Annotated in this window: 21 protein-coding genes; 9 read left to right on the top strand and 12 right to left on the bottom strand. The window is 54.8% G+C overall.

The window, feature by feature from the left end; genetic code table 11:
- Positions 1-31: 31 nt before the first annotated feature.
- The 5 genes from DTL42_RS00730 to DTL42_RS00750 all read left to right on the top strand — a co-directional run bounded on the left by DTL42_RS00730 (position 32) and on the right by DTL42_RS00750 (position 6,444).
- A complete protein-coding gene (locus tag DTL42_RS00730; protein ID WP_114366759.1) occupies positions 32-1,255 on the top strand; it encodes an NPCBM/NEW2 domain-containing protein in 1,224 nt (407 codons plus the stop codon).
- A 15-nt stretch (positions 1,256-1,270) separates the two neighbouring features.
- On the top strand, positions 1,271-3,037 hold the full coding sequence (locus DTL42_RS00735; protein WP_114366760.1) for a S1C family serine protease: 1,767 nt from the start codon (positions 1,271-1,273) through the stop codon (positions 3,035-3,037).
- Position 3,038: 1 nt separating this feature from the next.
- Positions 3,039-4,064: a S1C family serine protease gene (locus DTL42_RS00740; protein WP_114366761.1), complete on the top strand. Its 1,026-nt coding sequence runs from the start codon at positions 3,039-3,041 to the stop codon at positions 4,062-4,064.
- Entirely contained in the window at positions 4,065-6,023 is a 1,959-nt protein-coding gene (locus DTL42_RS00745) for a PDZ domain-containing protein (protein ID WP_114366762.1), read from the top strand. It begins immediately after the preceding gene.
- A 67-nt stretch (positions 6,024-6,090) separates the two neighbouring features.
- Positions 6,091-6,444, top strand: coding sequence for a hypothetical protein (locus DTL42_RS00750; RefSeq protein ID WP_114366763.1), 354 nt, complete (start codon positions 6,091-6,093; stop codon positions 6,442-6,444).
- On the opposite strand, the gene DTL42_RS00755 is transcribed toward DTL42_RS00750, so the two are convergent.
- The 4 genes from DTL42_RS00755 to DTL42_RS00775 form a co-directional block, all read right to left on the bottom strand.
- On the bottom strand, positions 6,413-7,258 hold the full coding sequence (locus DTL42_RS00755) for a sugar phosphate isomerase/epimerase family protein (protein ID WP_114366764.1): 846 nt from the start codon (positions 7,256-7,258) through the stop codon (positions 6,413-6,415). The genes DTL42_RS00750 and DTL42_RS00755 overlap by 32 nt on opposite strands.
- Before the next feature lie 163 nt (positions 7,259-7,421).
- Entirely contained in the window at positions 7,422-9,200 is a 1,779-nt protein-coding gene (locus DTL42_RS00760; RefSeq protein ID WP_114366765.1) for a Gfo/Idh/MocA family oxidoreductase, read from the bottom strand.
- Positions 9,197-10,015 carry a DoxX family protein gene (locus DTL42_RS00765; protein ID WP_147274113.1) on the bottom strand — a complete coding sequence of 273 codons (819 nt, stop codon included), beginning with the start codon at positions 10,013-10,015 and terminating at the stop codon, positions 9,197-9,199. Before DTL42_RS00765 ends, DTL42_RS00760 begins: the two co-directional genes overlap by 4 nt.
- A 358-nt stretch (positions 10,016-10,373) precedes the next feature.
- The gene (locus DTL42_RS00775; RefSeq protein WP_158545179.1) at positions 10,374-11,804 is read right to left on the bottom strand and encodes an MATE family efflux transporter; all 1,431 of its coding nucleotides are present in this window, start codon (positions 11,802-11,804) and stop codon (positions 10,374-10,376) included.
- A 190-nt stretch (positions 11,805-11,994) separates the two neighbouring features.
- On the opposite strand from DTL42_RS00775, the gene DTL42_RS00780 reads away from it, so the two are divergent.
- Positions 11,995-12,966, top strand: coding sequence for a D-2-hydroxyacid dehydrogenase (locus tag DTL42_RS00780; RefSeq protein ID WP_114366769.1), 972 nt, complete (start codon positions 11,995-11,997; stop codon positions 12,964-12,966).
- A gap of 176 nt (positions 12,967-13,142) precedes the next feature.
- Complete coding sequence (locus DTL42_RS00785; protein WP_114366770.1) at positions 13,143-14,264, top strand: serine/threonine-protein kinase; 1,122 nt, start codon at positions 13,143-13,145, stop codon at positions 14,262-14,264.
- A gap of 1,017 nt (positions 14,265-15,281) precedes the next feature.
- Here DTL42_RS00785 and DTL42_RS00795 read toward each other — a convergent pair.
- Positions 15,282-16,280 (bottom strand): Gfo/Idh/MocA family protein, encoded by a 999-nt coding sequence (locus tag DTL42_RS00795; protein WP_114366889.1) that lies wholly within the window; start codon positions 16,278-16,280, stop codon positions 15,282-15,284.
- Between the two features lie 431 nt (positions 16,281-16,711).
- On the opposite strand from DTL42_RS00795, the gene DTL42_RS00805 reads away from it, so the two are divergent.
- Positions 16,712-17,146 (top strand): thioredoxin family protein, encoded by a 435-nt coding sequence (locus DTL42_RS00805; RefSeq protein ID WP_114366773.1) that lies wholly within the window; start codon positions 16,712-16,714, stop codon positions 17,144-17,146.
- A 192-nt stretch (positions 17,147-17,338) separates the two neighbouring features.
- Here DTL42_RS00805 and DTL42_RS00810 read toward each other — a convergent pair whose 3' ends face one another.
- Positions 17,339-17,866, bottom strand: coding sequence for a chemotaxis protein CheX (locus DTL42_RS00810; protein ID WP_114366774.1), 528 nt, complete (start codon positions 17,864-17,866; stop codon positions 17,339-17,341).
- Between the two features lie 166 nt (positions 17,867-18,032).
- Positions 18,033-20,060 carry a sigma 54-interacting transcriptional regulator gene (locus DTL42_RS00815; protein ID WP_114366775.1) on the bottom strand — a complete coding sequence of 676 codons (2,028 nt, stop codon included), beginning with the start codon at positions 20,058-20,060 and terminating at the stop codon, positions 18,033-18,035.
- A gap of 505 nt (positions 20,061-20,565) precedes the next feature.
- Between DTL42_RS00815 and DTL42_RS00820 the strand changes: the two genes are divergently transcribed.
- Positions 20,566-21,918: a DUF1598 domain-containing protein gene (locus DTL42_RS00820; RefSeq protein ID WP_114366776.1), complete on the top strand. Its 1,353-nt coding sequence runs from the start codon at positions 20,566-20,568 to the stop codon at positions 21,916-21,918.
- Between the two features lie 75 nt (positions 21,919-21,993).
- On the opposite strand, the gene DTL42_RS00825 is transcribed toward DTL42_RS00820, so the two are convergent.
- From DTL42_RS00825 to DTL42_RS00845, 5 genes are read right to left on the bottom strand one after another with little or no spacing between them, the layout of a single operon-like run.
- Positions 21,994-22,602: a hypothetical protein gene (locus DTL42_RS00825; RefSeq protein ID WP_114366777.1), complete on the bottom strand. Its 609-nt coding sequence runs from the start codon at positions 22,600-22,602 to the stop codon at positions 21,994-21,996.
- Between the two features lie 5 nt (positions 22,603-22,607).
- The gene (locus DTL42_RS00830; protein WP_114366778.1) at positions 22,608-23,618 is read right to left on the bottom strand and encodes a hydantoinase/oxoprolinase family protein; all 1,011 of its coding nucleotides are present in this window, start codon (positions 23,616-23,618) and stop codon (positions 22,608-22,610) included.
- A 19-nt stretch (positions 23,619-23,637) separates the two neighbouring features.
- Positions 23,638-24,663 (bottom strand): ATP-grasp domain-containing protein, encoded by a 1,026-nt coding sequence (locus DTL42_RS00835; RefSeq protein WP_114366779.1) that lies wholly within the window; start codon positions 24,661-24,663, stop codon positions 23,638-23,640.
- A gap of 57 nt (positions 24,664-24,720) precedes the next feature.
- The gene (locus DTL42_RS00840) at positions 24,721-25,041 is read right to left on the bottom strand and encodes a metal-sulfur cluster assembly factor (protein WP_114366780.1); all 321 of its coding nucleotides are present in this window, start codon (positions 25,039-25,041) and stop codon (positions 24,721-24,723) included.
- Positions 25,042-25,056: 15 nt separating this feature from the next.
- Positions 25,057-25,371, bottom strand: coding sequence for a non-heme iron oxygenase ferredoxin subunit (locus DTL42_RS00845; protein WP_114366781.1), 315 nt, complete (start codon positions 25,369-25,371; stop codon positions 25,057-25,059).
- Positions 25,372-25,395 lie beyond the last annotated feature (24 nt).

Here is a 25,395-nt window from a genome sequence, read left to right on the forward strand (position 1 = left end):
ACGATTGCCGTTCCCAGAGATACGACGCTCTATGAAGATGCTATGCCTGATCATGCTCCTGCTTACCGCCGCGACACCGGCGGTTGAGGTGCAACAACTTGATGGTTCCGTCGCCGAAGGTACCTTGGTCGATTTAACGAGCAAGTCGCTCACCCTCCAGGCGTCCGACCAAACGACCACCACGTTGGGCACGAAGGAAATCATTGGCGTTAAACCGGTCGTTACCTCTCCAGCGGAAAGCCGAAAAGCTCCGACATCCGAGTTGATCTTGGCAGACGATTCACACGTGTTGGTTTCCGATCTTCAGGTTGAGTCGCGGAATGCCAAACTCACGTTGACGTTTGGCGAGCAAGTGGAAATCGGGAGAAGCAACATCAAAGCAGTTCGCTTTCTGCATCCCAACGCGGAAGAGAACGACCCGCACCAGGAAAGCTGGCAAAAACTGCTCGCGGAAAACTCGACCCAAGACGCGATCGTGCTGGTTCGCGATGGTGTCTTAGTGGTGCAGGAACTTGTCATTCACAATATCAACTCGGAAGGCATCCAGATTCAGCTCGACACCATCGAGCGAACCGTTGCCCCAAGCAAGCTGTACGGCTTGTTGTTCTTTCAGCGGACAGCTCGGGAGTTCGCTGCTCCGCTCTGTCTCGTTCATCTGCAAGACAATTCGACGCTGATTGCTAAATCGGTGCGGCTGACCGGCGACCGTTTGCAAATTAGTACCTTGGTCGGGAGCGACTTACCGATTCCGTTTTCGCAGATTCGCGACCTAGACTATGCCGCCGGGAACATTCAGTTTTTGGACGAGATGAAACCGTCTTTGGTCGAATGGACCCCCATTCTTCGCTCGGCGATCGGCATGCGCGAGTTGGCACTGATCTATCAGCCCCGCATGAACGAGTCCTTCGAGAATGAACCGTTGCAACTAGAATTCGACGGACAGCCGGTCTCCTTCACCCGTGGCATCGCCATGCACGCCACATCGGTCTTGGTATACGACCTGCCGTCTGGTTTCCGTCAACTAAGCCTGCAAGCCGGTATTGCTCCCCGTAGCTTGGGGATGTGTACCGCCAAATTGCAGATCGTTGGGGATCAAAAGATCTTGCTGGAAAAGGAATTCCACGAAGATACTCCGCCCGAGGACATCGTCGTCAACATCTCAGGCGTCCGCCGTCTGAAGATTATCGTCGCTGCCCTGGATGATGAAGACTTCGGCGACACCTTGCATTTGTGCCAGGCTCGCCTCCTGAAATAAGTTCGAGAAATTCGCATGTATCGTTATTTCCCCCTCTCGCTGATCCTGGCCTCGTTGGTGATCTCGGCTGCGCCGTTGTCAGCCGCCGACATGGATCTTGTCTTAAAAGCCGAACAAGAGCGAATCGACGCCGTCGCGAAGGCCTCGGCATCGACGATTTCGGTTTTTGCCGGAGCCGCCGGTGGGGGCAGCGGAGTGATTGTCAGCCCTGACGGCTATGCCGTTACGAACTTTCACGTGGCCGAGCCAGCGGGCAACTTCATGAAGTGCAGCATGCCCGAAGATGGAGGCAAAGTTTACGATGCCGTCATCGTCGGAATCGATCCCGTGGGAGATGTGGCCGTAATCAAAATGCTCGGTCGCGACGATTTCCCCGCCGCCGAGATTGTCGACAGCAACGACGTCAAGGCAGGCGACTGGTGCTTTGCCGTGGGGAATCCTTTTCTGTTGGCAACCGATCTGCAGCCAACCGTTACTTGGGGAATTGTCTCTGGGGTGCATCGCTACCAATACCCGGCCGGCACGCTGTTGGAATATACCGACTGTTTACAAACCAACGCCGCGATCAACCCGGGCAACTCGGGTGGTCCGTTGTTCAATGCCAAAGGGCAACTCATCGGCATCAATGGCCGCGGTTCCTTCGAAAAACGAGGACGCGTGAACGTGGGTGTCGGCTACGCGATTTCAATTAACCAGGTGATGAACTTCCTTGGTTACTTGAAAAGTGGCCGGGTGATCGATCACGCCACGCTCGGCGCGACGGTGACCACCGATTCGGAAGGACGGGTCGTTGTCACGAACATCCTTAGTTCGTCCGACGCCTACCGTCGCGGGCTACGTTACGGCGACGAGATTATCAGCTTCGGCAATCGCGAAATCACTACCGTCAACGGCTTCAAAAACATTCTTGGGATCTATCCGCGTGGTTGGAGCATCCCGCTTTCGTATCGTCGCGATGGCAAACGTTACGACACCGTCGTTCGCCTGACTGGCGTTCACTCGCGCCGCGAACTGCTGGAAAAGATCGGCAGCGCCCCCATTCCTCCGAGCCCTGAAGAAAAGCCGGAAGAAGAGGGGGACAAGCCGAAAAAACCGCAGCGTCCTAGCCCCCCTCCAGGGCACGGCAAAGAAGAAGCCAAGCCGCCCGAACAGTGGAAACATCTGTTCGCCAAGAAGACGGGCTACGCCAACTATCACTTCAACCAAGAACACCAAAACCGCCTGCGAAAAGCGCTCGACGCTTTGGGCAAATGGGGCGAAACTTCCGATTCCTGGGAATTCGAATACTCGCTGGTCGATAACGACACCGGCGTCATTCACCTCGACCCGGCCACCGTGCAAGGCAAACTGGCTGGCGTCAATCACAACATCGAGATCACCGGCGACCTGACCCAAAAGTTAGAGCCTGCCGGTAGCGGTGGCTTGTTTTTGGCGTTGTATACGTGGAAGCGTTTGCTCCGCGAGCCGTTTGAAACGTTTGGCGAAGTTTACTACTTGGGTACCGCCCCGCGACGTGACTTTAACGTTCAGTACGACGTGCTTGTCGGGCTGTACGATGCTCTGGAAGTTCGGGCCTATTTCGATCAGAAGACTGGCGAGTTGGCGGTGCTGGAGATGTTCCCAGAATCGGACGCCGACCCCTGCGAGATCGAATTTAGCGACTACCGGGAGGTCGACGGATACACGCTTCCCTATCGGATGGTCGTTCGTTTTGGTGACGAGCCGTTTGATATTGTGACGGTCAAAAAATGGAATGTCCTTCCAGCCAGCGAGGGAACCTAAGATGTGTGGGAAACGAACCTTCAATCTGCTTTTGCTGGTGTTGACGTTGGCCGGACTCGGCCTTGGGACTCGCTCGCTGCAGGCCGAAGCAACCTTGCGCGACATCACGCGTGATGTCCAGCGGAAGGTCGTCAAGATCTACGGGGCAGGGGGGCTGCGTGGCCTGGAATCGTACCAATCGGGCAGCCTCATTACGCCGAACGGCCACATCCTTACCGCGTGGAGCTATGTGCTGGATTCCAGCGTAATTACGGTCGTCCTGGACGATGGAAGGCACTTCACGGCAGAACTAGCCGGCGCCGATCCTCGCTTTGGAATCGCGCTGCTCAAGATCGATGCGGAAGAGCTGCCGTTTTTCAACCTCGACGAAGGTGTCTCGGTGCAGCCAGGCGAACGAATTTTGTCGTTCAGCAACTTGTTTGGAATAGCCGCCGGCGATGAACCGGCCAGCGTGCTAAGTGGTTATGTCTCGGCAATTGCCCCTCTGGAAGCACGACGTAGCGCGTTCCCCTCGGCCTATCAAGGTCCGGTATTGATTGTCGATGCGATCGTCAACAACCCAGGGGCCGCTGGAGGGATTCTGACCGATCAGTCGGGACACTTTGTTGGGCTAATCGGCAAAGAGCTGCGTAGTTCGCGAAACGATATCTGGTTGAACTATGCCTTGCCGGTTGCCGAGATTAAAGAGCCGATCGAAGATCTTCTCGCAGGTCGCTCGCGTCCGTTCGTCGACCCGCAGCAGGAAAAACCGCAAATGCCGCTCACCCTGGCCCATTTGGGCTTGGTGCTGGTTCCAGATGTGCTCGATAAGACGCCCGTCTATGTGGAACGGGTCGAACGCGATTCGCTGGCCGCCGCCGGGAATCTTCAACCGGACGATCTGATTATGTATGTCGACGGAACGCTGATTTCGTCCCAAGATGCGTTGGTCGAGAAGCTAAGCTATATAGACCGGGACAAAGTTGTCTCTCTGATCGTCTTGCGAGACAAAGAACTGATTGAAATCACACTGAACGAATTGAAGTAAATGTTGAAGCCGCTGACACGTTTGCCCCTTTTGCTGCTGACCATCTCGCTGACGTTGGCCTGCGGTAGCGTAGGCGCCCAGCAGCTGAACATCGAAGAAGATGCCGCCATCCGCGCGGCGGTTGAACTGGCTGCGCCGAGCGTGGTGCAAATCGAAACGGTTGGTGGTTTGGTTCAAGGAGGAGGTCCGCTTGAAGGGGGCAGCCGCACGACCGGCACGATTATCTCTGCCGACGGCTACATCCTTTCCAGCTTAGTTGGCTTCATTCAAGAGCCCTCCGGCATTTTGGTGACGTTGCCCAGCGGTAAACGGGTGGCGGCGAAGGTGGTTGCCAAGGACAAGAACCGCAATCTGATTTTATTGAAAGTCGAAACCGACGAAGAACTGCCTACGCCGAAAACAATCGAGCGTTCCCAGCTTCGGCCTGGGCAGTGGGCGATTGCGTTAGGCAAAACGTTCTCGCCGGATATGCCTTCGGTTTCGGTCGGTATTCTCAGCGCGAAAAATCGCGTCTGGGGTAAGGCCGTTCAAACCGATGCGAAGATCTCGCCCAACAATTACGGTGGTCCGCTGGTCGATATTCATGGCCGCGTGATCGGCATTCTGACGCCTCTTTCTCCCCAAGATTCTGGGGCCACAGGTGGCATGGAATGGTACGACTCTGGCATTGGATTCGCTGTTCCTCTGACCGAGTTAGAACCACGCTTGGCCCTGCTTAAAGAAGGCAAAGACTTGCTGCCGGGGCTGCTAGGCATCAACCTAAAAGGGAACGACATCATTGCCGACCCAGCGGAAATTGCAGCCGTTCGCTACAACAGCCCCGCTCAGGAAGCCGGCATTCAGGCCAAAGACATCTTAATCGAAGCGAACGGCCATCCGATCGAGCGTCAGGCTCAACTGAAACACATTCTCGGCGAAGCGTACGCAGGCGATACGATTGCCTTCAAAGTGAAGCGGGGGGACGAAGAGCTTTCGCTGGAAGTGAAATTAGCCGACAAGCTAATCCCGTACGATCGCCCACTGCTGGGTATCATGCCGCAGCGTGATATTGAAGAAGCAATTGTGCAGTATGTTTTTGAAGACACCGCCGCCCATGGCATTGGCTTGCAGGCAGGGGATAAGGTCATTCGCTACGACGATACCGAAATCACCACCTCGCAGAGCTTGCGTGAAGCGGTTGCGACCGCGAAGCCTGACGTGCCGCACAAATTGACCATCGTCCGAGAAGGGGCCGAACAAGCGTTCGAGGTTCAGCCTCGCTCGTTTCCGAACCAGTTTCTCACCGGAGCCCCCCAACCGACTGTGGCCCCTGATGCCGCCGAGCAGGAAGGTTTGGTTACCGGTGAGAGTGATTTCCAACTTGCCGAAGAGCAAAACGAAGCCAAGCTGTTTGTGCCGGAAGTGGCCAAGAAGCTACCTTCGTTAGGTTTGGTGGTGGTGTTGGGCGATGTCGACTTCAAGCTGGAACCGATGCGAGATGCCTGGCACGAACAAGCCGAAGCGTTTGGCTTTGCCGTGCTCGAAGTCATGCCCGCCAACGGCGACCGCTGGAATCGGGCCGAGTCGTCGGTCGTTCGGAAAATGATCGACCGCGTTCGTGACAACTACAACATCGATGCCAAGCGTACCATCACGGTCGGGGGCAAATCTGGCGGGGCGATGTCGCTGATTCACGGTTTTGAAAACCGTGACGTCCAAAACGGGGCCGTCTCGGCCGAGGCTGGGATTCCGCGTGGTACCAGCGTGCCAGACTGTGAACCACTCTCGCAGTTGGAACTTGTCTTTGTGATTCCTCGCGAAGAAAAACGAGCCGAGGTGATTAAGAAACAGGCGAGTTCCCTGCGTGAGATGAAATACACCGTGATCGAGCTTCCCATGCCCGACGAAGAATCGAGCGTGCTTTCCGCCACCGAGATCGCTCAACTGGCCGTGTGGCTAAATACGCTCGATCGGATCTAACCCGCTTCCCCCTTTTCCGTACGCCCGCCTGCCTCGCTGCCGTTCTCTTCTCTCGACGTATTGGTTGATGCTCTTGCTTCGCAATCAGATCGGAATTGTGGCCTTGGTGATGCTGGTCGCGGCTGCCGGCATTTGGCTTTTTCATGGGGACGACTCGGCATATCTCCCCATCCAAGGTTCGCTTTTGAAAGTTGGCCTGGTACTAGGAGCGGTGTGGCTGGCCTTTCCGCAGCTATCGAAGCTGCCGATTTGGCTGGCGACCTTCGCCGTCGGTTCGGTCTTGGTAGTAGTGCTATTTAAAAAAGCGGCGATCGTTGTGATCCCGCTTTTAGTCGTGGTTTGGTTGTTACGTCCTCGGCCACCGAAGCCGCCGAAGAAGAAGCCGTGGTTTAGCCGAGAATCTTCGACTTCAAATCGGTAAGCACGGTAACCGCGTGGCCGATTTCCTGCTTCTGGCGTTCTGGCTCTTGCGGGATTTCGCGTTCGATGGTCAGCGGGCCTTCGTAGCCGACTTCCTGCAGGGCACTTAGGTAAGACTCGAAGTTGACATCTCCTTGGCCCACAGGAACTTCCTGGCCCCATTCCTGACCGGGGTTGGCAGCCCACTTGGCGTCTTTGCAGTGAACACTGCCGAGGTGCTTGCCGACCTTCTTGACCGCTTCAATCGGTTCGCCGGTCCCGTACAAAATCATGTTGGCCGGGTCGAAGTTGACCTTCAAGTTATCGCGTGCCACGTCGCCGATGAACTGAAGCAAACCGTCAGCCGTTTCCTGTCCGGTTTCCAGGTGGACACTCTGGCCCATCGTCTTACAGTGATCGCACAGCTCTTGAGCAACCGCCACAACCTGGGCGTACTGCGGGTCGCTGGTATCGTGCGGGATGAAACCAATGTGCAGACCCACGCACTTGCAACCCAAGAGGTTCGCAAAGTCGGCGATCTCTTTCATTTCCGCCGTACGAGCAGCGCGGGTTTCCGCAGGAACCAGGCCAACCGTCTTTTGCGTGGTTGGAATGTCGGCGTAGCTTTCCCCTTCAAACCCGCCAAAGACGCACGTCAACGTGATGCCCATGTCGTTGAGCTTGGCCAGAAACGCATCGGCATTTTCTTTGGTGCGGGAAGACTGCTGCGGGGCATGCAGTTGAATGGTTTTGATTCCCAGTTCCTGGGCAACGTTTAGATTCACACCGAGACCGGCATCGAGACTGGCAAACACGCCAATAGCCCACTTTTCCACAGTCATCTCCTTCTACGCAGAGGGTCAAATTGCAAGCGCTGTAGCGGAATGTAAAGCGTCTGCGAATGGCTCGCAACCATAGCGATGCCACAGGCACGAAAAAAGGCTCAGTTATTTACAGACTGAGCCTTTTCTCATTTTTTATGTTTCGAGACTTTGGTAACTACGCGAGGTCTTTTTCCGGCGTAGCGTCGCTGTGAACGTCGAACCATTCTTCTTTGAATTCGACGTAGCCACCCTTACCTTGGTTCGATCGCTGCATCGCCAAGCGAGCCGTCAGGGCGATCACGGCGTCGGCCATGGCGACTTCCGGATGACACTTCGGCTTGTTCTCGGGGCCTGGGTTGCGGATACAAGCAGCCCAGTGTTCGATTTCCTCGGTGTAACCACGGCTTACCGGGCCAGCACTGGTCGTGTTCGCCACGGCAGCTGCCTTCGAGCCACCGCCACTGGCTTGGGTATCCATGGTCGGACCATCGGCACCCTTTTTCACGGACAGCTTGGTATCGGCCGAGACACCGTTTTTGTACAGCATCACGTCCTTCTCGCGTTCGAGAACCAGCGTTCCCTTGCTGCCCATGACCACTTCGCCGTAACCGCCGTAACCGTTACCGTTGATCGAAGAGTAAGTCACCACGACCTTCTTATGCGGGTCGTCGTTGTAGGAAGGAACGCCCTTGCCAGCGGGTGGCCAGTTGGTGACGTTATCGTAGTAGCCGACGTCAAACGAAGGGTCATAACCGCTGCCGGGGAACTCGAACATGCAGTAGACATGGTCGTCGGCATCGCGGTCGTAACCGAACAGGTGACGTCCACCGGTCGCATGGACAGTTAGCGGGTGCGCCTTCTTGCCGTCGGCTCGGAGGGCACTGATAAAGATCGAAGCGGCGTCCAACTGATGGCTGCCTAATTCGGCCATCAAACCGCCACCGGTGCGGTCCCACAGACGCCAACGGCAAAGTTCTTCCATGGCCGAGATCTGGCGATCTTGTCCTTGACGGTTCTTGATCGTGAAATCGTTGTAGCCGTATTGGGTTGGGTCGATATCGCGATCGTTGTTCCAAGCTTCGTACTGAGCAAACAACAGCTTGTACTGAGCGCGGCGAGCCGGATCGGACTCATCCTCGATACGCTTCTTAAACTTGTTCATTTGCGACTTGATTTCGTCGACCATCTTGCCATCGGCCAGCTTTTCGCCGCCAGGTAGCGGTTGTTGCCAGCTGTCGCCGCCAGGCAAGTTACCACGGTGCCACTGGGCACGGATGTGATGGATTTCGCCGAGAACGCCCCATTTGATCAGGTTCACTGCGTTGTCGTACAGCACGCTGTAATGGCGTTGGTGACCGGTGGCGAGGTACAGGTTTTGTTCCTCGGCCATACGGGCCATTTCCTTGCACTGCATGACCGTTTGGGCCATCAGCTTTTCAGTCAGCACGTGCTTGCCGGCGGCCATGGCATCCATCGCGACCTGCTTGTGCAGGAACAAGGGAAGGGCACAGATAACCGCTTCGATATTCGGATCGGCCAGCAGTTCTTTGTAGTCGGTGTAGACTTTGACGTGCTTTTTGGCTTCGTCTTCGGTCTTCCAATCGTAAACCGACATCAACCCTTTACGGGCATCCAAGGCGGCCGGGCTGGAATGGTCACCGTGGAAAGCACGATGGACGTTGTAAGGGCGAATGTCCGAGATGGCCACGACGTCGATGTATTCCGGGTTGATCGCCCCGATCAGCACGCTTCCTTCGTCCCCGGTACCGATCACACCAACGCGAACCGGATCGTTGACCTTTAATTGCTGATACCCAAAGTAGGCAGCTCCGAGACCTACGCCAGAAACTGCAGCGGCAGCGACACTTCCTTGTAGGAACTCACGGCGGCTAATGCCAACGGCTTCGTTGAAGTTTTCCTTGCCAACGGCTATTTCGTCTGGTTTCAAGTTCATGAATTACTCCCTGATGAGGATGTACCGCAGCCGCAGCACTTAGCGAATAAGTTCCAAAGGATAAAATCCAACCCAGCAAATTTTCCCGCACCGATCGCAGCAATCAAGAGCAATGCGATAAATTCTACCGATTGATAGTAAGCAACGGTCGTGTCCGCACCATAAGCCAAAGGCCACTGGGCGAGGATAACCTGCAGCAGGAAACCAGCCACCGCTAATGCGGCTAACCGCGTAAACAGCCCCACCATCAACAGCAAACCGGAAATTGTCAGCACCCAAGCCACGGTGTAATCGACGGGGCCTTGGTTGGGGTTTACCTGGGCTAGTTCCGAGGTCGAACCGGTGTTCATCTTGCCAATCCGGTTCAAGTCGTCGATATAGTCCGCTTCGTACGCGGCGATATCTTTGGTCCACTTATTAAGGCTCTTGTAAAGCTCTTTGTCTTTGTCGACCAAACGATCTTCGTGGTGGGCGACCCCCTTAAAGTTAGGGTCGTTTCGCTTTGCCTCGTAGATTTGGACTTCGTTGAAATATTTGTCGATATCCTCGGCGTTTTCTTCAAAGTAGTAGTTAATTCGCGAGAGATACTTCTTCAGTTGATCCTGAAATTTGCCCTGCAGGTCTTCACCGTAGGTGTTGGTCGCCATATCGCGATAGCCGGCGGCCCGGCTAGCGATGTACTGTTTGTCGAGACGCTGGGTCCCGTACAAATCGAACACCATATTGCGGAAGTTGTCCGCCAACGGCCCTTTCGCGTTACGCAAAAAGCCTGCGGAAGAGAAATCGCCCGAATGAAATTTCTTCGAGCCTTCCATGAAAAAATGCCATCCGGTTGCTAAGCGCAAAGCAATCAACAACACAATGGCCAGCCAGCCAAGTTGGTATTTCGAGGTAGACAGGGAACTAGCTCCTCACAAGATTCTTTATCGTCGGGGGTGCAGATCCAAGGTGGGATGGTGCCTTAAGAGCCGTCTCGAGTTGGGGTACGACGCTCTTAGAATATGGATGTGCCGAAAGTGTGCGGATATCCATCCAATGTTAATTATTGTCAAAAAGGGGCGTTTCGCCAAGAACAGGGGACACTTTTTAATTGGCCGACGCTTGGCCAGCAAGCTTTCTGTCTTCTGCCAATGAAGCAAAAAATCAACAAGACTGCTAGGTAAAAACGGGCGATTATGTTGCCTCGGTCGCCGTTTCCATCACCGTCTTGCTTCGCCACTGGCCGGTGAAAAACCGGCTCCAATGGGCAATGGTCAGCAGGATGACCCAGCCAGTCAGGGCGTACCACAGCCCTTCGACATCGATTCGATCGAGCCACAGAAAGGTGACGGCAAGCGCCAGCAAGAGCGAAGAGCAAATTGCCCCCACCACCAAAATGAAACGGACATCGCCAGCCCCTTTCAGGGCACTCACAGCGACGAGATTCATCGCGTCGAAAACACAGAAAAAAGCGACAAATCGCAGCAAAATGATGGTCAGCACACGGATTTCCTCGAATTTTGACGGCTCCATTCCCATGGCGTGAGCCGACAAAAAGAAATCTGGGGCCATGAAATACGTAAACCCCATGCCTCCCGCGTAGACCATGGCAACCATCAAGCCTGACCAGGTTGCCACAGCCGCTCTTTGCGGTTGGCCATGGCCGATTTCGCGTCCGACCAGGGTGCTGATGCCAATTCCCAGCCCAATTAAAGGAACAAACGTCAGCGAGTTCACGTCGACCGCCAAGGTCGATGCGGTCATCGCCGTCAGCCCCATTCTGCCCATCAGGAAGGTAAACCCGGTAAAGGTTCCAATTTCCAACAAAACCTGAAACCCGCTGGCCGAACCATATTGAAAGATTCTCCGCAGTAAGTGAGGCTCGTCGCGGGAAGGATCGAGAAAACCAAATTCGCCACCGATCGCTGGTCGCCAGAGCAAAATCGCATAGGCAATCACCTTAAACCACTGGCTCAGCATGGTGGCAATCGCGGCCCCGGTAATTCCTTCGAGCCATTCGCCGCATAAACCGAAGATGAACAGGGCGTCGAGGGCCACATTGAGTACACAAGATCCGACCTCGACAAACATCGAAGTCATCGTCTTACCGCGTCCGGTAAAGAAGGTCGACATTGCCGCAGACACAACCGAGGCCCCAGCCCCGAACGTTAAAATCTGAAAGTAGCGGACTTCCAGCAGTTGAACCTCGGCCGAGTGCCCCACCATTTGAAAGGCCCACGTCGCCAAAGGAATGGTCAGAAAATAGGCCGGTATTAGAAACGAACCAGCGATGACACCTTTGCGGATAACCGCGCCGATTTGTTCTGGGCGGTTGGCTCCGTCGTACTGGGCGACAAACGTATTTAAATACGAAGCCAAGCCAATCGGAAAGCAGAGCAGCGTGAAGTGCAACATCCCTGCCGGCAAAGCCGCGGCCATCGCTTCGGGAGAGTACCAAAACAGAAACAGGCGGTCGACAAAACTAGTCATCGACCATGACGCCGTCGAGGCAATCAACGGCAGCGCGATCCATAGTAGTTCGCGGACTCCGCATGGACGGCTCCACCAGTTTCCCCCCTCCGAGGCCTCAGAGGATGAATGAGCCACTTCCGATGAATCCAACATGCTGCGTCCGGGAGAGAGTTGCGCCAAGAAATTGCGAATCCCAATTATTCGCATGGGCAACTATCTGACAATCGCAAACGCGTCAGGTTCATGCTCCATCCACGAAATTAAACCAATAGTCTATATTTTGGTAATGGACCAAGATGGCCCTAATTCGCGTCCGTTTCGCTTCCCCCAGAGTTGACTAGTTATGAAAATCGCCCTTTGCTATCAAACTCAGCCTGAATTCATCGATGCCATTCGGCAGGTTGCCCCCGATGCCGAAATCGACGATGCCGGGCAAGAGCGGATTGGCGAAGCGATTCTCGATGCCGATATCTTCTGCGGGCATGCCAAAGTGCCAATGCCGTGGCCGGAAGTGGTAAAAAAAGGGAAGCTGAAATGGATTCAATCCTCGGCCGCCGGCATGGACCACTGCTTGGTGCCGGAAGTGATTGCTTCCGATATCATCGTTTCTAGTGCTTCAGGGCTGTTTGCCAATCAGGTCGCAGAGCAAACATTTTCCCTCTTATTGGGCCTGATTCGCTCTTTACCGGTTTTCTTTCGCGCACAAACCGTTAAAGATTATACGAGAAGACCTACCCACGATCTTCACGGAAAAACGGTCGGCATCGTCGGCTTGGGGGGGAACGGTCGTCGAATTGCCGAGATCCTCTCGGCATTCCGCACACGCATCATCGCGACCGACCTGTTCCCTTATGATCAGCCTGAGCATGTCGAGCAGTTGTGGCCTGCCCATCGCCTCGACGATTTATTGGCCGAGTCTGACATTGTGATTCTGACGTTGCCCCTGAACGCCAGCACGTATCACATTATGGATGAAGGGCGATTTGCGGCGATGAAACAAGATGCTTGGTTCATCAACGTGGCCCGTGGTCAGGTCGTGAAAGAAGTGGCCCTGATCGAGGCTTTACAGAACAAAAAACTACTCGGGGCCGGAATTGATGTCGCCGAAATCGAACCCCTACCGCACGATAGCCCACTATGGAATATGGAGAATGTGATCATTACGCCTCACGTCGGTGCGCAAGGAGCAACACGCAATGCCGACGCGACGCAACTTTTTTGCACTAATCTGCGTCGTTATCTTCAGGGTGAACCTCCCATCAACCTGGTTGACAAGCAGCTTGGCTTTCCCGTTCGCATGCCTTCGGCCACCTAAAGCCTGGGCGTCTTATTGCCCCAATAAGGCGAACTTGTTCAAGTGAATCTTGCCATTCACAAGATTTTCATTTATTTACAGGAAAGAATCTTTACCCGTAGATTCTTCCCCTCCTATCATGCAACAGGACAACGTGCGCTTTGAATCCTGAAGACGCCGACAGGAAGTCGCCACTCATGCTAACGACGACCCAACAAAATCTTCAGCTGACCCTTTCGCTCGAAGGCGAGACTGCTTCGCGAAAGTGCCCGGCTGAATTGATGGAGCGATACGAATCGCTGATTCATGCGCGGCGGTCAAGCTGGACCGAGCATTACGCTTTACGTCGCTTGCTTGGTTCTGGCGGCCAGGGGCTGGTTTTTCTCACCGAGCGGCGGGGAGCGAACGGTTTTACGCTTCCCTTGGCGGTAAAGATCTTTTCGCCGGAACGCTTTGATAGCCTGGCCCATTACAACGAGGCCATGGCCCGTGCTGCCCGGGTTGCTTCGCGTGTGGCTCAGATTCAGCAGCACAACTTGCTCGAGATCCACAACTTCCTCGATTCCAGCACGATCCGCGTAATGGTGATGGAATGGGTCGACGGTTACGATCTGCAGCAACTTTCGACTCCCGGCATGGTCGAACGGATTCGTCCGCGCGTCACCACCGAGCGTTGGAATTACATCAATCAAGTGGTTGTCACCAAGGGGCCGCAGCAGCCTCGCTTCAAGCCAGGCGTAGCGGTGGCGATTGCCCGCGACTGCTTGGCTGCTTTGGCGGCACTGCATCGCGATGGGATCGTTCACGCCGACGTGAAGCCCTCGAACATCATGCTCAAGCGAACCGGCACGGCTAAGCTGATCGATATTGGCTCGGCCTTCGAGATCGATAATGCCCCGGAATCACGAACCTGCACGCCAGCCTACGCCGCCCCAGAAGTGTTGGAAGGGGCCGAAGCGACGCCGCGTAGCGACCTGGCCAGCTTGGGTTACGTGCTGATCGAGATGCTCTCAGGCCGCTCAATATTCGGGCACATTAAAAACTTCCGCGAGTTGCTGGAAACCAAACGGTTCCTGGCGCAGCGGCTGCTGGATATCTTGCCGGATGAAGTGACCTGCAACGAACTGCTGATGAACTTCTGCCGCCGCTTGATCGCCCCCGATCCATCGCGTCGGTTCCCTTCAGCCGAAGATGCCGATCTTCGCAGCGGCGGCGCCGCGTCGTTCCATCGCCAACTCGTCAAAGGAGACCTGGCGGTCGAATACGACAACGAGATTCGGTTGTGGATTGAAGAGTTGCAACAGACGGACGAGCATTGACCTGGTTTTCCGCATTACCATGCCCATAGTTCAAACGTGGACATGGTATTTTTTTGCCACGGAGGTCGACAATGCAGCTCTTGCAAGTGAGTCTTCGTAGCCTTTTCTTTTCGTTCTCGCTATTGGCGCCCCGTTGGGCAAGCGACAAGCCGCAATTGCTCCTCTCGAAGTATCAAAACAAACGTTAGCGGCAAGCTTGCCTTCGATGCCGCCTGACTACATGAATTTCACTCAGATATATGACAGCGGTTACTTTGAAATCGACGGTGGCATTTTCTGATGTGTTTGAAATGGCTTCCCGTTGTGTTTGAGAAATCTTCCCCAATAGCCCCAAAGGGGCGACCGTTAATAGCCAGGGGCGGAAGCCCCTGGTAGACGGGGCAACTATCTTCTTAGCCCCAAAGGGGCGTTCGTAGCCCAAGATCCTGGCGAAATGCCTCATTCGTTCTCCAACGCCTATGGGCATCTCGTTTTCAGCACGAAGAATCGCCAGCACTGGAACGATGCGGTGGAATTGAACACTACGAAGGCCCCTTTGGGGCTTGATTTCGAGGGCGCCATTTTTCCAGGGGCTTCCGCCCCTGGCTATTAACGGTCGCCCCTTCGGGGCCGCTGGGGAAGGTTGTTTCAGGCTCAAAGGCTCTCAGCAGAATGCCACGTAGGGTCCGCTGTGCGGACCGAACTCTGGCTGTGGCGATCTCAATTGGTAAGACGTATCACGGCGGACTACGAACGCCCCTTGGGGGCTTGATTTCGAGGGCACCACTTTTCCCAGGGGCTTCCGCCCCTAGCTATTAACGGTCGCCCCTTCGGGGCTGCCTGGGAGGTTGTTTCAGCCTCAATGGCTCTCAAGAGAATACCACGTAGGGTCCGCTGTGCGGACCGGGAGTTTCCCTAGGTGTCCGAACGATTGTTACCTATCTGTCCGGGCCGTCCACACATCGGCCCCGAGAGAGAACTACAGCGAACTGACGAACACCCATATCACGGTCCGCATAGCGGACCCTACGGGAATGGTTAGAAATCAATCCGGCGGTTCTCGGCGATGCTTTGCCGGGCGGCTTGGATGACGCGGGTTGATTCGCGGAATTCGCTGAGGCAATCGAAGTGGCTGTTGCCGTTTTCTAGTAAGCGGTGGAATGCCGCAAACAGACGTTCGCCGACCGGGCGTTCTCCCTCTAAACTTTCCATGTGACGGCCAGCGCCATTGAACCAGATAAGCGTGTTGGGGAGGTCGATGAACGCGATACCGTTTTCGCAGCAAACCTGCATCGCCGCTGGCGGGCGGAACGAGACCGCTTCAGGCCAATCGCTGCGGAGATAAGTCCCCGCACTGATCTGGGCAACCACGCGCTCGGCAGAATCGTCTTTCGTTTGGAAATCGACGCTGAGCATCTGGTATTCAATGTCGCTTGGATTTTCGGCCCGTGGGTAGCTAACACTGAAAAGCGAGTCTGGCTTGCCATCGACAATGTAGCGACACCAGTCGAAAATCTCGGCCAGCGAACGTTGAATCACCAGCGATCGCGGATTACTGCCACACGAAGCAGGCGTGAGGCGATGGTGGCAGAAAATCAGCTTGGGGCGGCCTAGCTGCGTCGCGATCAGTTCCTTCAAGCGAATCGTCGCCGGGGCGAAACGGCGAGGAAACTCGATCATGAAGGGAACTTTCGTCGCTTCAACCAAGCGCACGACTTCCTGCTGCGACTGGGCGTCCATCTCTAACGCGGTGTTCAAATACACCGCTTTTCCTGCCGCACACGCCGATTGCAGAGGCAAGAGGCCCGTCCACTGCTGATCGAGCAAAAAGACGGCATCGATTTGCTCGCCGTCGATCGCATGACGAAAGCCGCGCGGTGCCATGGCGTTGAATTGCGATGCAGCATTCCTTGCCCTTAAGGCAACTTCATCGCAGATAAACTCGACCTTGTAACGATCTTGCAGCGAGTGAAGGGCAGGGCGATGACGCGATTCCCAATCGCAGCCCAAACCGACCACTCCGATACGTAGCACCATATAAAACAACATCCTTGAGATATTCGCCCGACGACCGCTTGGCCAACTGGTCGTAACTATCGGCTATTGAAGCATTTCTGCTAGCACAACTCTAGTCAGAATTGCAAAATCTTTCTTGCGCCACAACACGCGGTCTTCACTAGACTTGATGTGCTTGTCCGTAAAGTCGCTAGGAACTTTGTAAATTGAACACTTGTCATCCCTTCTCGAATCGTTAAACTTGGCCCCAAACGTAAACCCAGTCACGACCCCCAATGGCGGAAATCCTGAGCAATCTTGGAAATTCTAACCTAACCCGGCTGAAGTTTACCCACCAACCCTATACCCCACCCAAATTGCTGGATTACGTGATCTGAGCCCCAATTGCCCAAATGACCTTCGGAGCTGATCACATCTATTTTCGGGCAGAGATTTAGTAAGGAACCTACTGTATGCTCGGCGTTACCCTGGCCATCCTTTTGCAGGCGGCCGTCACCGGCGACACCACCACCGATTACAACACGGCTTTCAAGTCGGCTAACGAAACCGGCAAGCCGATGCTTGTACTTGTTGGAACCGACTGGTGCCCCGCTTGCGTCACCATGAAACAATCGGTGATGCCCCGTCTGCTGCGAGCTGGCCGCTTGAGCGGTGTTGTCTACACGGAAGTCAACGCAGATGCTCAACCCACCATCGCACGTAAAATCATGTCGGGCGGTGGCTATCCTCAGCTGGCCATGTACCGTAAGACCAAAGATGGTTGGAAGCGTCAAATCTTGATTGGAGTGCAATCGGAATCGACGATCAAAACGCTTGTCGATCGTGCCGTCGAAGCACAAGAAGCCGAAACGGAAGATAAGTTGGAAGTAATTCCCGTCTCGAAGTAGTTGCTCTACGAGGCAATTACCAAAGAACGGCGAACCAAGGGATTGGACACTTCGCTTTTCCAGATAAACAATAAAATCTCCCTGTTCATTCATTTGATCAGGGAGATTTTTTTATGCCGATAGGTGTCCACGCCAAGAACAAAATCTAGGCAGTAAAACGGTAGCGTTTTCAAATCGCAGGCAAACCGTTTGTTACAACTTGAGAAAGCACATACTGACCGAGAGCAAACGGTCGTCGAGCATCACAGCTTCGTCATTGTCATGCTCGAATGTGGCGCTCACGAATTCGAGACCGCGGGCAAAAGCCATCTGGTAGCCCTCGCCCACAATGATCGAAGGAACCGTAATTCCCTGAAACGAAAACGGTGTCTTGGATAATTGCGATTTGATCCCACCACAAATCATGTTGGTCACTTCGCCGGCACCGTCGACCACTTGCGTAGATAGCTTGCCGAATTCTTCTTGCAGCAATCCTTCCACCACCGAGATGGCCATCACTTCGGACATATTCACGGTGATGAACCCAGAAACACGGCCATGCACGCCGATGATTCCGGTAACCAAACCTTTTTCGCGCAGAGGGACCGTCGCCACACCAACACAACGTGCCGACGCGCCACACATAGTCAGTGCTTTTTCCACCGAATGAACCACAGCTTCAGCCATGGTGCTATTCGCTCCGGCCAGCCCTGCAAAGTTCTCAGTTAAAGTTGTCGACATGCCTAACACTCAATCATGGCCACGAAAAGGGTAACGGCATCTTCAGCCACGTAAGTATTGGTCAGGTTTACCGACAAATTATCTTACTTGCGCGAACGCGTACCCTCGTTACGCCGCCAACTGGCGTTAGAACCGTTACCACTGCTGCGACCGGCCTGAAAATGCCCTACGCTTCGGTGGGAGGCTGGATATGATAACGACGAATCTTACGGTCTAGGGTCGAACGCTCGATCCCCAAAATTCCAGCCGTGCGACTCTTATTCCACCCGGTGGCTCTTAGGGTGGCGTTGATATGTCGCTTTTCGAGGTCGGCCAGCGAAAGAGGCTCGTAGCCAGACTTGGTAGCGTTCAATTCGGCCGTATCCCCCGATGCCGTCAAATTGGAAAGCGCCAGATCATCCGAATTAATACGTTCAGCCTGAGACAACACGACGGCTCGCTCGATAACGTTTTTCAGCTCGCGCACGTTGCCTGGCCAACGATACTTCATCAGGTCGTCGATTGCCGATTGTGTGAAGCCCAGAATCTTCCGGCCAGTCTCTGCGTTGTACTTCTGCACGAAGTAGGAAGCCAGGTCGAGGATGTCCTCGGTCCGCTTACGTAGCGGCGGCACGTTGACTTCCACCACCCGCAAACGGAAAAACAAGTCGCGCCGAAAACGACCACGTTCGACTTCTTTTTCCAAGTCGCGGTTGGTGGCGGCGATCACGCGCACATCGACCTGAACCGCTTCGTTACCACCCACTCGCTCAAACGGATGCCCTTCAAGCACGCGGAGAAACTTCGCTTGGATCGCCTCGCTCATTTCGCCGATTTCGTCCAGCATCAGCGTCCCTCGGTGGGCAGCTTCAAACTTACCGACCTTGCGATCGGTCGCCCCGGTGAACGCCCCTTTTTCGTGGCCAAACAGTTCGCTTTCGAGCAGCGATTCGCTGAGGGCGGCACAGTTTAAGCAGACGAATGGGCCTTTCTTTCGCGTACTAGCGAAGTGAACCGAACGCGCGACCAATTCCTTGCCGACACCACTTTCGCCGGTAATCAAAATCGTCGCTCGGCTGGGTGCGACGCGGGCAACTTGCTTCTGCACGTCCAGTATCAAGGGGCTGCTTCCCACGATGTTGCTCTCGGCACCGAGCCGTTGCCGTAGCTCGTCGATTTCGACCATCGACTGCGAAATGGTTTCGGTTAGCTCTTGCTGGCGTTCCAGGTTTTTCAGCGCTAACGCGACGTTTTCAGCAACCGCCAAAGTGAACTCGAGATCTTCTGGATCAGGAATTCGCCCCGTGTCGGTCGAGTAGAGATGGATCAGGCCAATCACTTTTCCGTTCTGCCGAATGGGGGCGGCCAACACGCTGGTCGCGTGGATGTCTCCCTTGCTATCGCGACTTCCGAAGCGGCTGTCGTCGGCGAAGTTGCGTGCCAGGACCGCTTCCCCTTCCTTCAAAACCGTGTTGGCCAAAAACCGCGAGATGCGATGGTAGACCGGCAGTTTGTCGGTACGGGAACTAATTAGCTCTAAGTCCTTCTCCGTCGCTGGCCCTTTGAACCCGCGTGGCAATAACAACATGGCCCCAGAGTCGACCTGAGTACTTTCAAACAACCCTTCGAGTGCCAGATTAGCCACCGCGATGACATCGGCTTGCTGGGCCAACTCGAAGGCCAATTGGCACAGCCGAGCAGCGGCTCGGCCTACCCGGGGGACGACCGAACCTTCCTTAGAGTCTTCGCTTTCCGGCTTTAAAAACCGAGTATGTCCCCGCCGATGCGTGATGTTGGTGGGCTCGGCGATATCCAGCACATGCTCGCTGTCGTAGCCTGAGGTCATCGACGGATCGATCTCGGCGTTGGAATCGAACAGGTGCCCAGCACTGGAAGAACCATCGGGAAACGCAGCCGAAAGATCATTCACGAAAGCCAACTGCGTGTTGGCCACCCGGATAATATTGCCTGGCGTTAAAGCTTGATCCCCACGAATAGGGGAATCTTCGACGGTGGTTCCATTGCGGGAATCGAGGTCGCGAATCGTCCAAACGCCCTGAGAAAGAAAGATTTCTGCATGATAGCGGCTGCAGCGATCGTCCTTAATCACAATCTGGTTGGTTGGCGCCCGCCCGATCGTGACGTTCTGACCCTCGACCAAGCGAAAGACATCGGTCCATTTGGAACCTTCACGAATAATTAAATATGCAATCATCCAGTTTTTTACTGACCCGTGCTACTTTGCCTTGCCGCCCCGAAAGTGGTCACGCCCTCGCCAACGTGTATCGTAATAATACACTTATATGCACACGATGGCAGAAGGGGAAATAGTTGTTGGTCGATTCCGCAGCAAGTCGTCATAATCGTTCTCATCGGACAAAGAGGCATCGGCCTGGGAAGTTTAGGAAAAACAGGCAATGCCTTCCCTTTCCGAGCACCCCATCCAACAGGTAACATTTGATGCTCCTAGAAATGGCATGAGGATTTAAACGTAATCCTTGCAAGGAAAACGGGAGCGAACTATTGTAGATTGAATGGAAATCCCGACTTGCGCGGATTTTCCTTCCTCGTCGGCCCAGGCAACCCTCGCTCGGTGACCTAGGCTGTAGTTTGCCTCCTCAATTTGTTTGAGCCTATTTCGTGCTCTTTGAGGACCAAGACAGTCCACCATCGGGCGGAAACTGTTGTCGTCCATCGCGATAAATCCGGAGATCTTTCGTATGAAAGCCGTTGTGCTACCGCGTGTTAGCTATGCTCTGCTTCTGGCTTTAGGGCTTGCCCTGGTCAGTTCGCCTGTTTTCGCTGGCCAATCCGCCTTCCGACAACAAGCTGTTGGTGGTGTTTCGATCGACGCCCAAGGTCAGCTGACCTCGGCGACTCCGGAGGTGAAGAAAATGCTCCGCCAGGAGATGCTTGCCGCTCTGGACAAGGTGCCTGGCAATTTGGCCACTCCGGTCAAAATGCGAAAAGTTTCGTTGCGTGGCCTGAATGCCATCATGAAATCATCGCTGGAAACCGATGGCGATCTACCAGATGCCGTCAAATACATGGCTGGTCTGCAGCGTATCGAATACGTCTTTGTGGACGAAGCCAACAACGACGTGATCTTGGCAGGTCCGGCGGAAGGGTGGACAGTTGATGAAAATGGCGATGTCGTCGGCATTACCACCGGTCGCCCGGTGCTGTTGCTGGAAGACTTCATTGTTGCCATGCGAAGCGTTCAAGAAGCTCGCCAGGGTGGCATCACATGCTCGATCGACCCGACCGCTCAAGGCCGCCAGAACCTAGACAACTACCTGGCCGGTGTCTCGCAAATGAATGCCAGCGTGAAAGAAGGGGTCGAACGTGCATTGGGCCCGCAAGTGATCACCGTCACCGGTGTTCCGACCAGCAGCCACTTCGCTCGCGTGATGGTTGCCGCCGACTTCCGCATGAAGCGAATTGCAATGAACCTCGAGCCAAGTCCGGTTCGTGGTCTGCCGAGCTACTTGCAAATGCTCCCTTCGGCCCGAGTCGTGAAGAATGCTATGCCACGTTGGTGGTTGGCTTGCAATTACGAACCAATGGCCCAAAGCGAAGACGGCCTCGCTTGGCAACTGCGTGGTCCTGGCGTGAAAGCGATGACCGAAGACGAATACGTTGATGAAGCCGGCAACGTGAAGCAAACCGGCAAAACCAGCCCTCTGCCACAAAAGTGGGCCGACCTCATGACGGCCAAATACGAAGAGCTTTCGGCAGAAGACAAGATCTTCGGTGATCTGCGAAACGTGATGGACATGTGCGTCATCGCTGCTTTGATCGAAAAAGAACAACTGCTCAGCAAGGCAGATCTTGATCTGGACATGATCAAGGACGCTTCGAGCCCGGTTCACTTGGAAGAATTTCCTGCTCCGAACACCGTTCCGACCTTCTTCAGTGCCATGAAGAAAGGGAGCCATTGGGTGATCACCGCTTCGGGCGGCGTCGACATCAACTCGTGGGAAGTCGCCAGCAACATCGAAAAGGTTGCCGGGATGGACAAGCTGCGAACCGAACAGTTGGCTTCCAACAACAACTTGTGGTGGTGGAACTAATGTCCTCTGTTCACAGTCGTGTTAATCCACGACCATCGCTCAATAGAAACGGCCTTCATTGATGAGGGCCGTTTTTTATTGCGCCCGGAGGTTCACCCATTCGATGCAGGGCAGGTGAGGGGCAATTTGCGGAAAGAACAGATCGACCAGGCCTTGTTTCGCCCAAGCGTGGACATCATCGGTAGTCGGTGCGTCGATCGATTTACACAGCACCAAGCGATCTGCCTGCCAATACCAAGCCAACAACGCCGCGATCGAATCGCTGGTCAGGGTCCAATCTTCTGGAATCGGAGCGATTCTTTCTTCGAGTGCCGGCAGGCAGAGGTTCCAGGTGTTTATGACGTCCCAGACTTCCATCGGTTTAGCCGTGTCCTCGGAAGCGTGCCAGGTTTGCAATCGCTTCTGCTGCTGATCTGGATCGGCCAACGCGGCTGATTCTCCTAGCAGATTGGCCACCATCCGCGCATTAATCCGCATGGCTTCGAGGGCCAGGCAATGAGAATCCCTGGCGGACAGTTGGTAATTCTGATCGAGCCGCCGCACCACATCGGCGAACTCGCCTCCGCCTGGGATGATGACTACAGAGAAGTCAGCATAACACTCGGCTTTGAGTCGCCTGATTCGCTGGGCTAAATCAGGCAAGTCGAACAAGCTACCTCCCAACTTCCAGACAACAAGCGACATCGGCCTTAGTCCCAGGCTTCTTCCGCCAGCGTGGCCAGGGCATACGCCGGGGCACAGCGTGCGGCGTTGGCACCAATCAGGTCGGTAAGATACTCGCGATGCGTCACCACCCCGGCCGAGTCAAGCGCCGCTTCGGCCAGAAAATCGCCATGGCCGCAAATCACGGTCATCTCGGCATCCATCTGATGCGTCTCGACCACCTGGCGAATTGCTTTGGCAATCTTGCGGACCATGATCGAATTGAGTTCGCGAGCGATCTCGTTGATTTCGGTCCAGGTCACTTCGTCTCCGTCGGCACAAATAATCCGAGCAAGACGGGTCTTGGCGAACTCGCGGGTCGCCGCGCGGCCATCGGCGGTGCCGTGGTTTTCAGGCTCGTCGTCAAAGAGGCCCAGCGCTAAGAAGACATCGAGCGACGTGGCGAACCACTCGTTCGCCGTTGGACATGGTTTCCCCCGGAAAGTCACCTGATCGGCAATGCCACACGTCGGCGTTCGTTCAACGCCCAGGTAGTACAGTTCGCCAGCCAAGAGTCGAGCGAGATCGGAACGGGATGTACTGGCGACTTTTCCCTTAATGATCGGAACGATATCGGTTGTGGTCGAACCGATATCAACCACCAAGCCACTCTTGCCTTGGAACATTCGGCCTGCATAGCTTCCCAGGGCATGCCAATTGGCGGCCGCTACGGAATGGGGGTCGAGAATCGCCTTATCGAGCGAAACCAGAGTCCCAGGCAGCGTATAAACCTTGAGCGGGTAATCAGCAAAGACTTCGCGAATCGAAGCCAAAACAAAGCGAACGCCTTCCGATTTCGAGCCAAAGCAATCGGCCAGTTCGGCGGTCATCGTAACCACCACACGATCAAAGACAGGGGCCATCCCCAACACGTGTTCTAGGCTGCTGACCAGGTCGTTCTTTTTCGACCAGATAGGGAAGGGAAATGAATGGGCGAATCCCTCGCCCGTGGCAATTTTTATGTTGGCCCCGCCAACATCGACGCCCAGGACCGTCATAAAATTCCCGCTTCCTCAATCAATGAATTTCAAAATCAACATCTCCGCAGCCAGGTTGCGGCACAAATGCCTTGCCAGCAGCAACATCCAGCATGGCTTGCGCTAAGTTATTCTTCAGCAACAATCTCAAGCCGACATAAGAACTAGTAAGTCGTGGGTTAATTTCTACCGCCACGTCTTCGGTCCCTTCCGGACAAGGCCCCAAGATCATATCAAGGCCAACGTAACCGCGGAAAGGGGGAAAAGACCTAATTGCTTGTCCTGTAAGGCGATGCGCTCGCTCGTTGAACGCTTCAGGAAGGGGTAATCGGCCTCCATGATACTTTAAATCTTTGCTTAGGCGTTGGTAGCCAGCAGGTAACGGAACAATATCTACCCCAGAACCGAAGATAGCACAACTAATTGCCGTGCCATAAACCTTCGGCTGTATGAGAATCCTTTCATTGAGCGGAAGCTGAGCTTCTACTTGTTTTCCCATTTTCCAGCAAAGTACCTCCTCCGATCCGGCTCCGTCGCGGGGTTTGGTAACGACTTCGACCTCGCGAAGATGCTGCCAACTAGCTGAATCCGCTAGAAAATGGGTCTCGATGGTGGGCACCCCAGCCGTCTGCCAAACTTGAAAGGTCTTCCACTTACACGTTGCCACTTCCACGAAGGTAGAGTTTGGGCTGAGAAGCCAGGCGTCCTCCTCTTCGGCCCACAGAGTTCGTTCGAGCAGGAGTCCATCGAACTCTGGGGCAATGATCAGCGTGGCATCGGTTTCGCGTACCGCTGTGCGAAAGGCCTCGCGTTCCTCAGCGGCACTGCGCACGGCAATTTGCTGAGTGGCAGAAACCGACAGCGGTTCGATGCGTTGATCACGAAGAATGGTGACAGAAGTGCCTGCAATGGCCGAGAAATCTTCAGCCACCGCAGCCAACATGGCGGTTCCTTCGTGCAGAAGGGAACCGCTCGGGGCCGGAGCTCCGTCGACGGCGAACAACCCGCCGCCGGTGATCAGCTCGTAGATAAAGACAGTCCGGGGATACTCTGTTTGCGCTGACATCGCCAATCGGTCATCCCCGGCATCTCGACGAATCGTTCCTTGGTGTCCCCAGGAACATTAGAAAATGCCGAGTTGATCCCGAGCATCTTCGGTCATGCGGTCAGGGGACCAGGGCGGATCCATGACGATTTTCACGTCAACTTCGCTGACCCCTTCCATTTGCGAGACATATTGGTTGACGCCACCAATCAACTGGGGACCAGCCGGGCAGGCAGGGCTGGTCATGGTCATGTTGATTAGGACTTTTTTGTCTTCCGAGTCAGCGACGTCCTCGAAGTTAACTTCGTAGATCAATCCCAGGTCGACAATGTTGACGAACAACTCGGGATCGATCACGTTCTTCAATTGCTCGCGGACCGCATCTTCAGTGAGTGCCATGACTTGGTTTCCTTCTCAATCTGCGAGACGAACGTAGATCGAATCGCCTTCAATTTTCGCTTCGTGAACCTGGGTGGGTTGGGTGGCCGGCATCAATGTGGCCTCGCCGGTGCGAATATCAAACTTAGCACCATGGCGTGGGCATTCAATTTCGTTCCCCTCAAGGTCACCTTCCCCCAAAGGGCCGTCGTCGTGCGTGCAGACGTCGTCCAAACAATATACCTGACCTCCAGCATGAATTACGATCACAAACCGATCATCGACTTCATAAACATTTTTGCCAGGATCAGGAATTTCGGAGAGGGCAGCTACACGAACAAATTCGGACATGCGTTGGGTGAACTTTGGGTGACG

This window comes from Bremerella cremea (assembly GCF_003335505.1).
In the GTDB taxonomy this organism is placed as follows: domain Bacteria; phylum Planctomycetota; class Planctomycetia; order Pirellulales; family Pirellulaceae; genus Bremerella; species Bremerella cremea_A.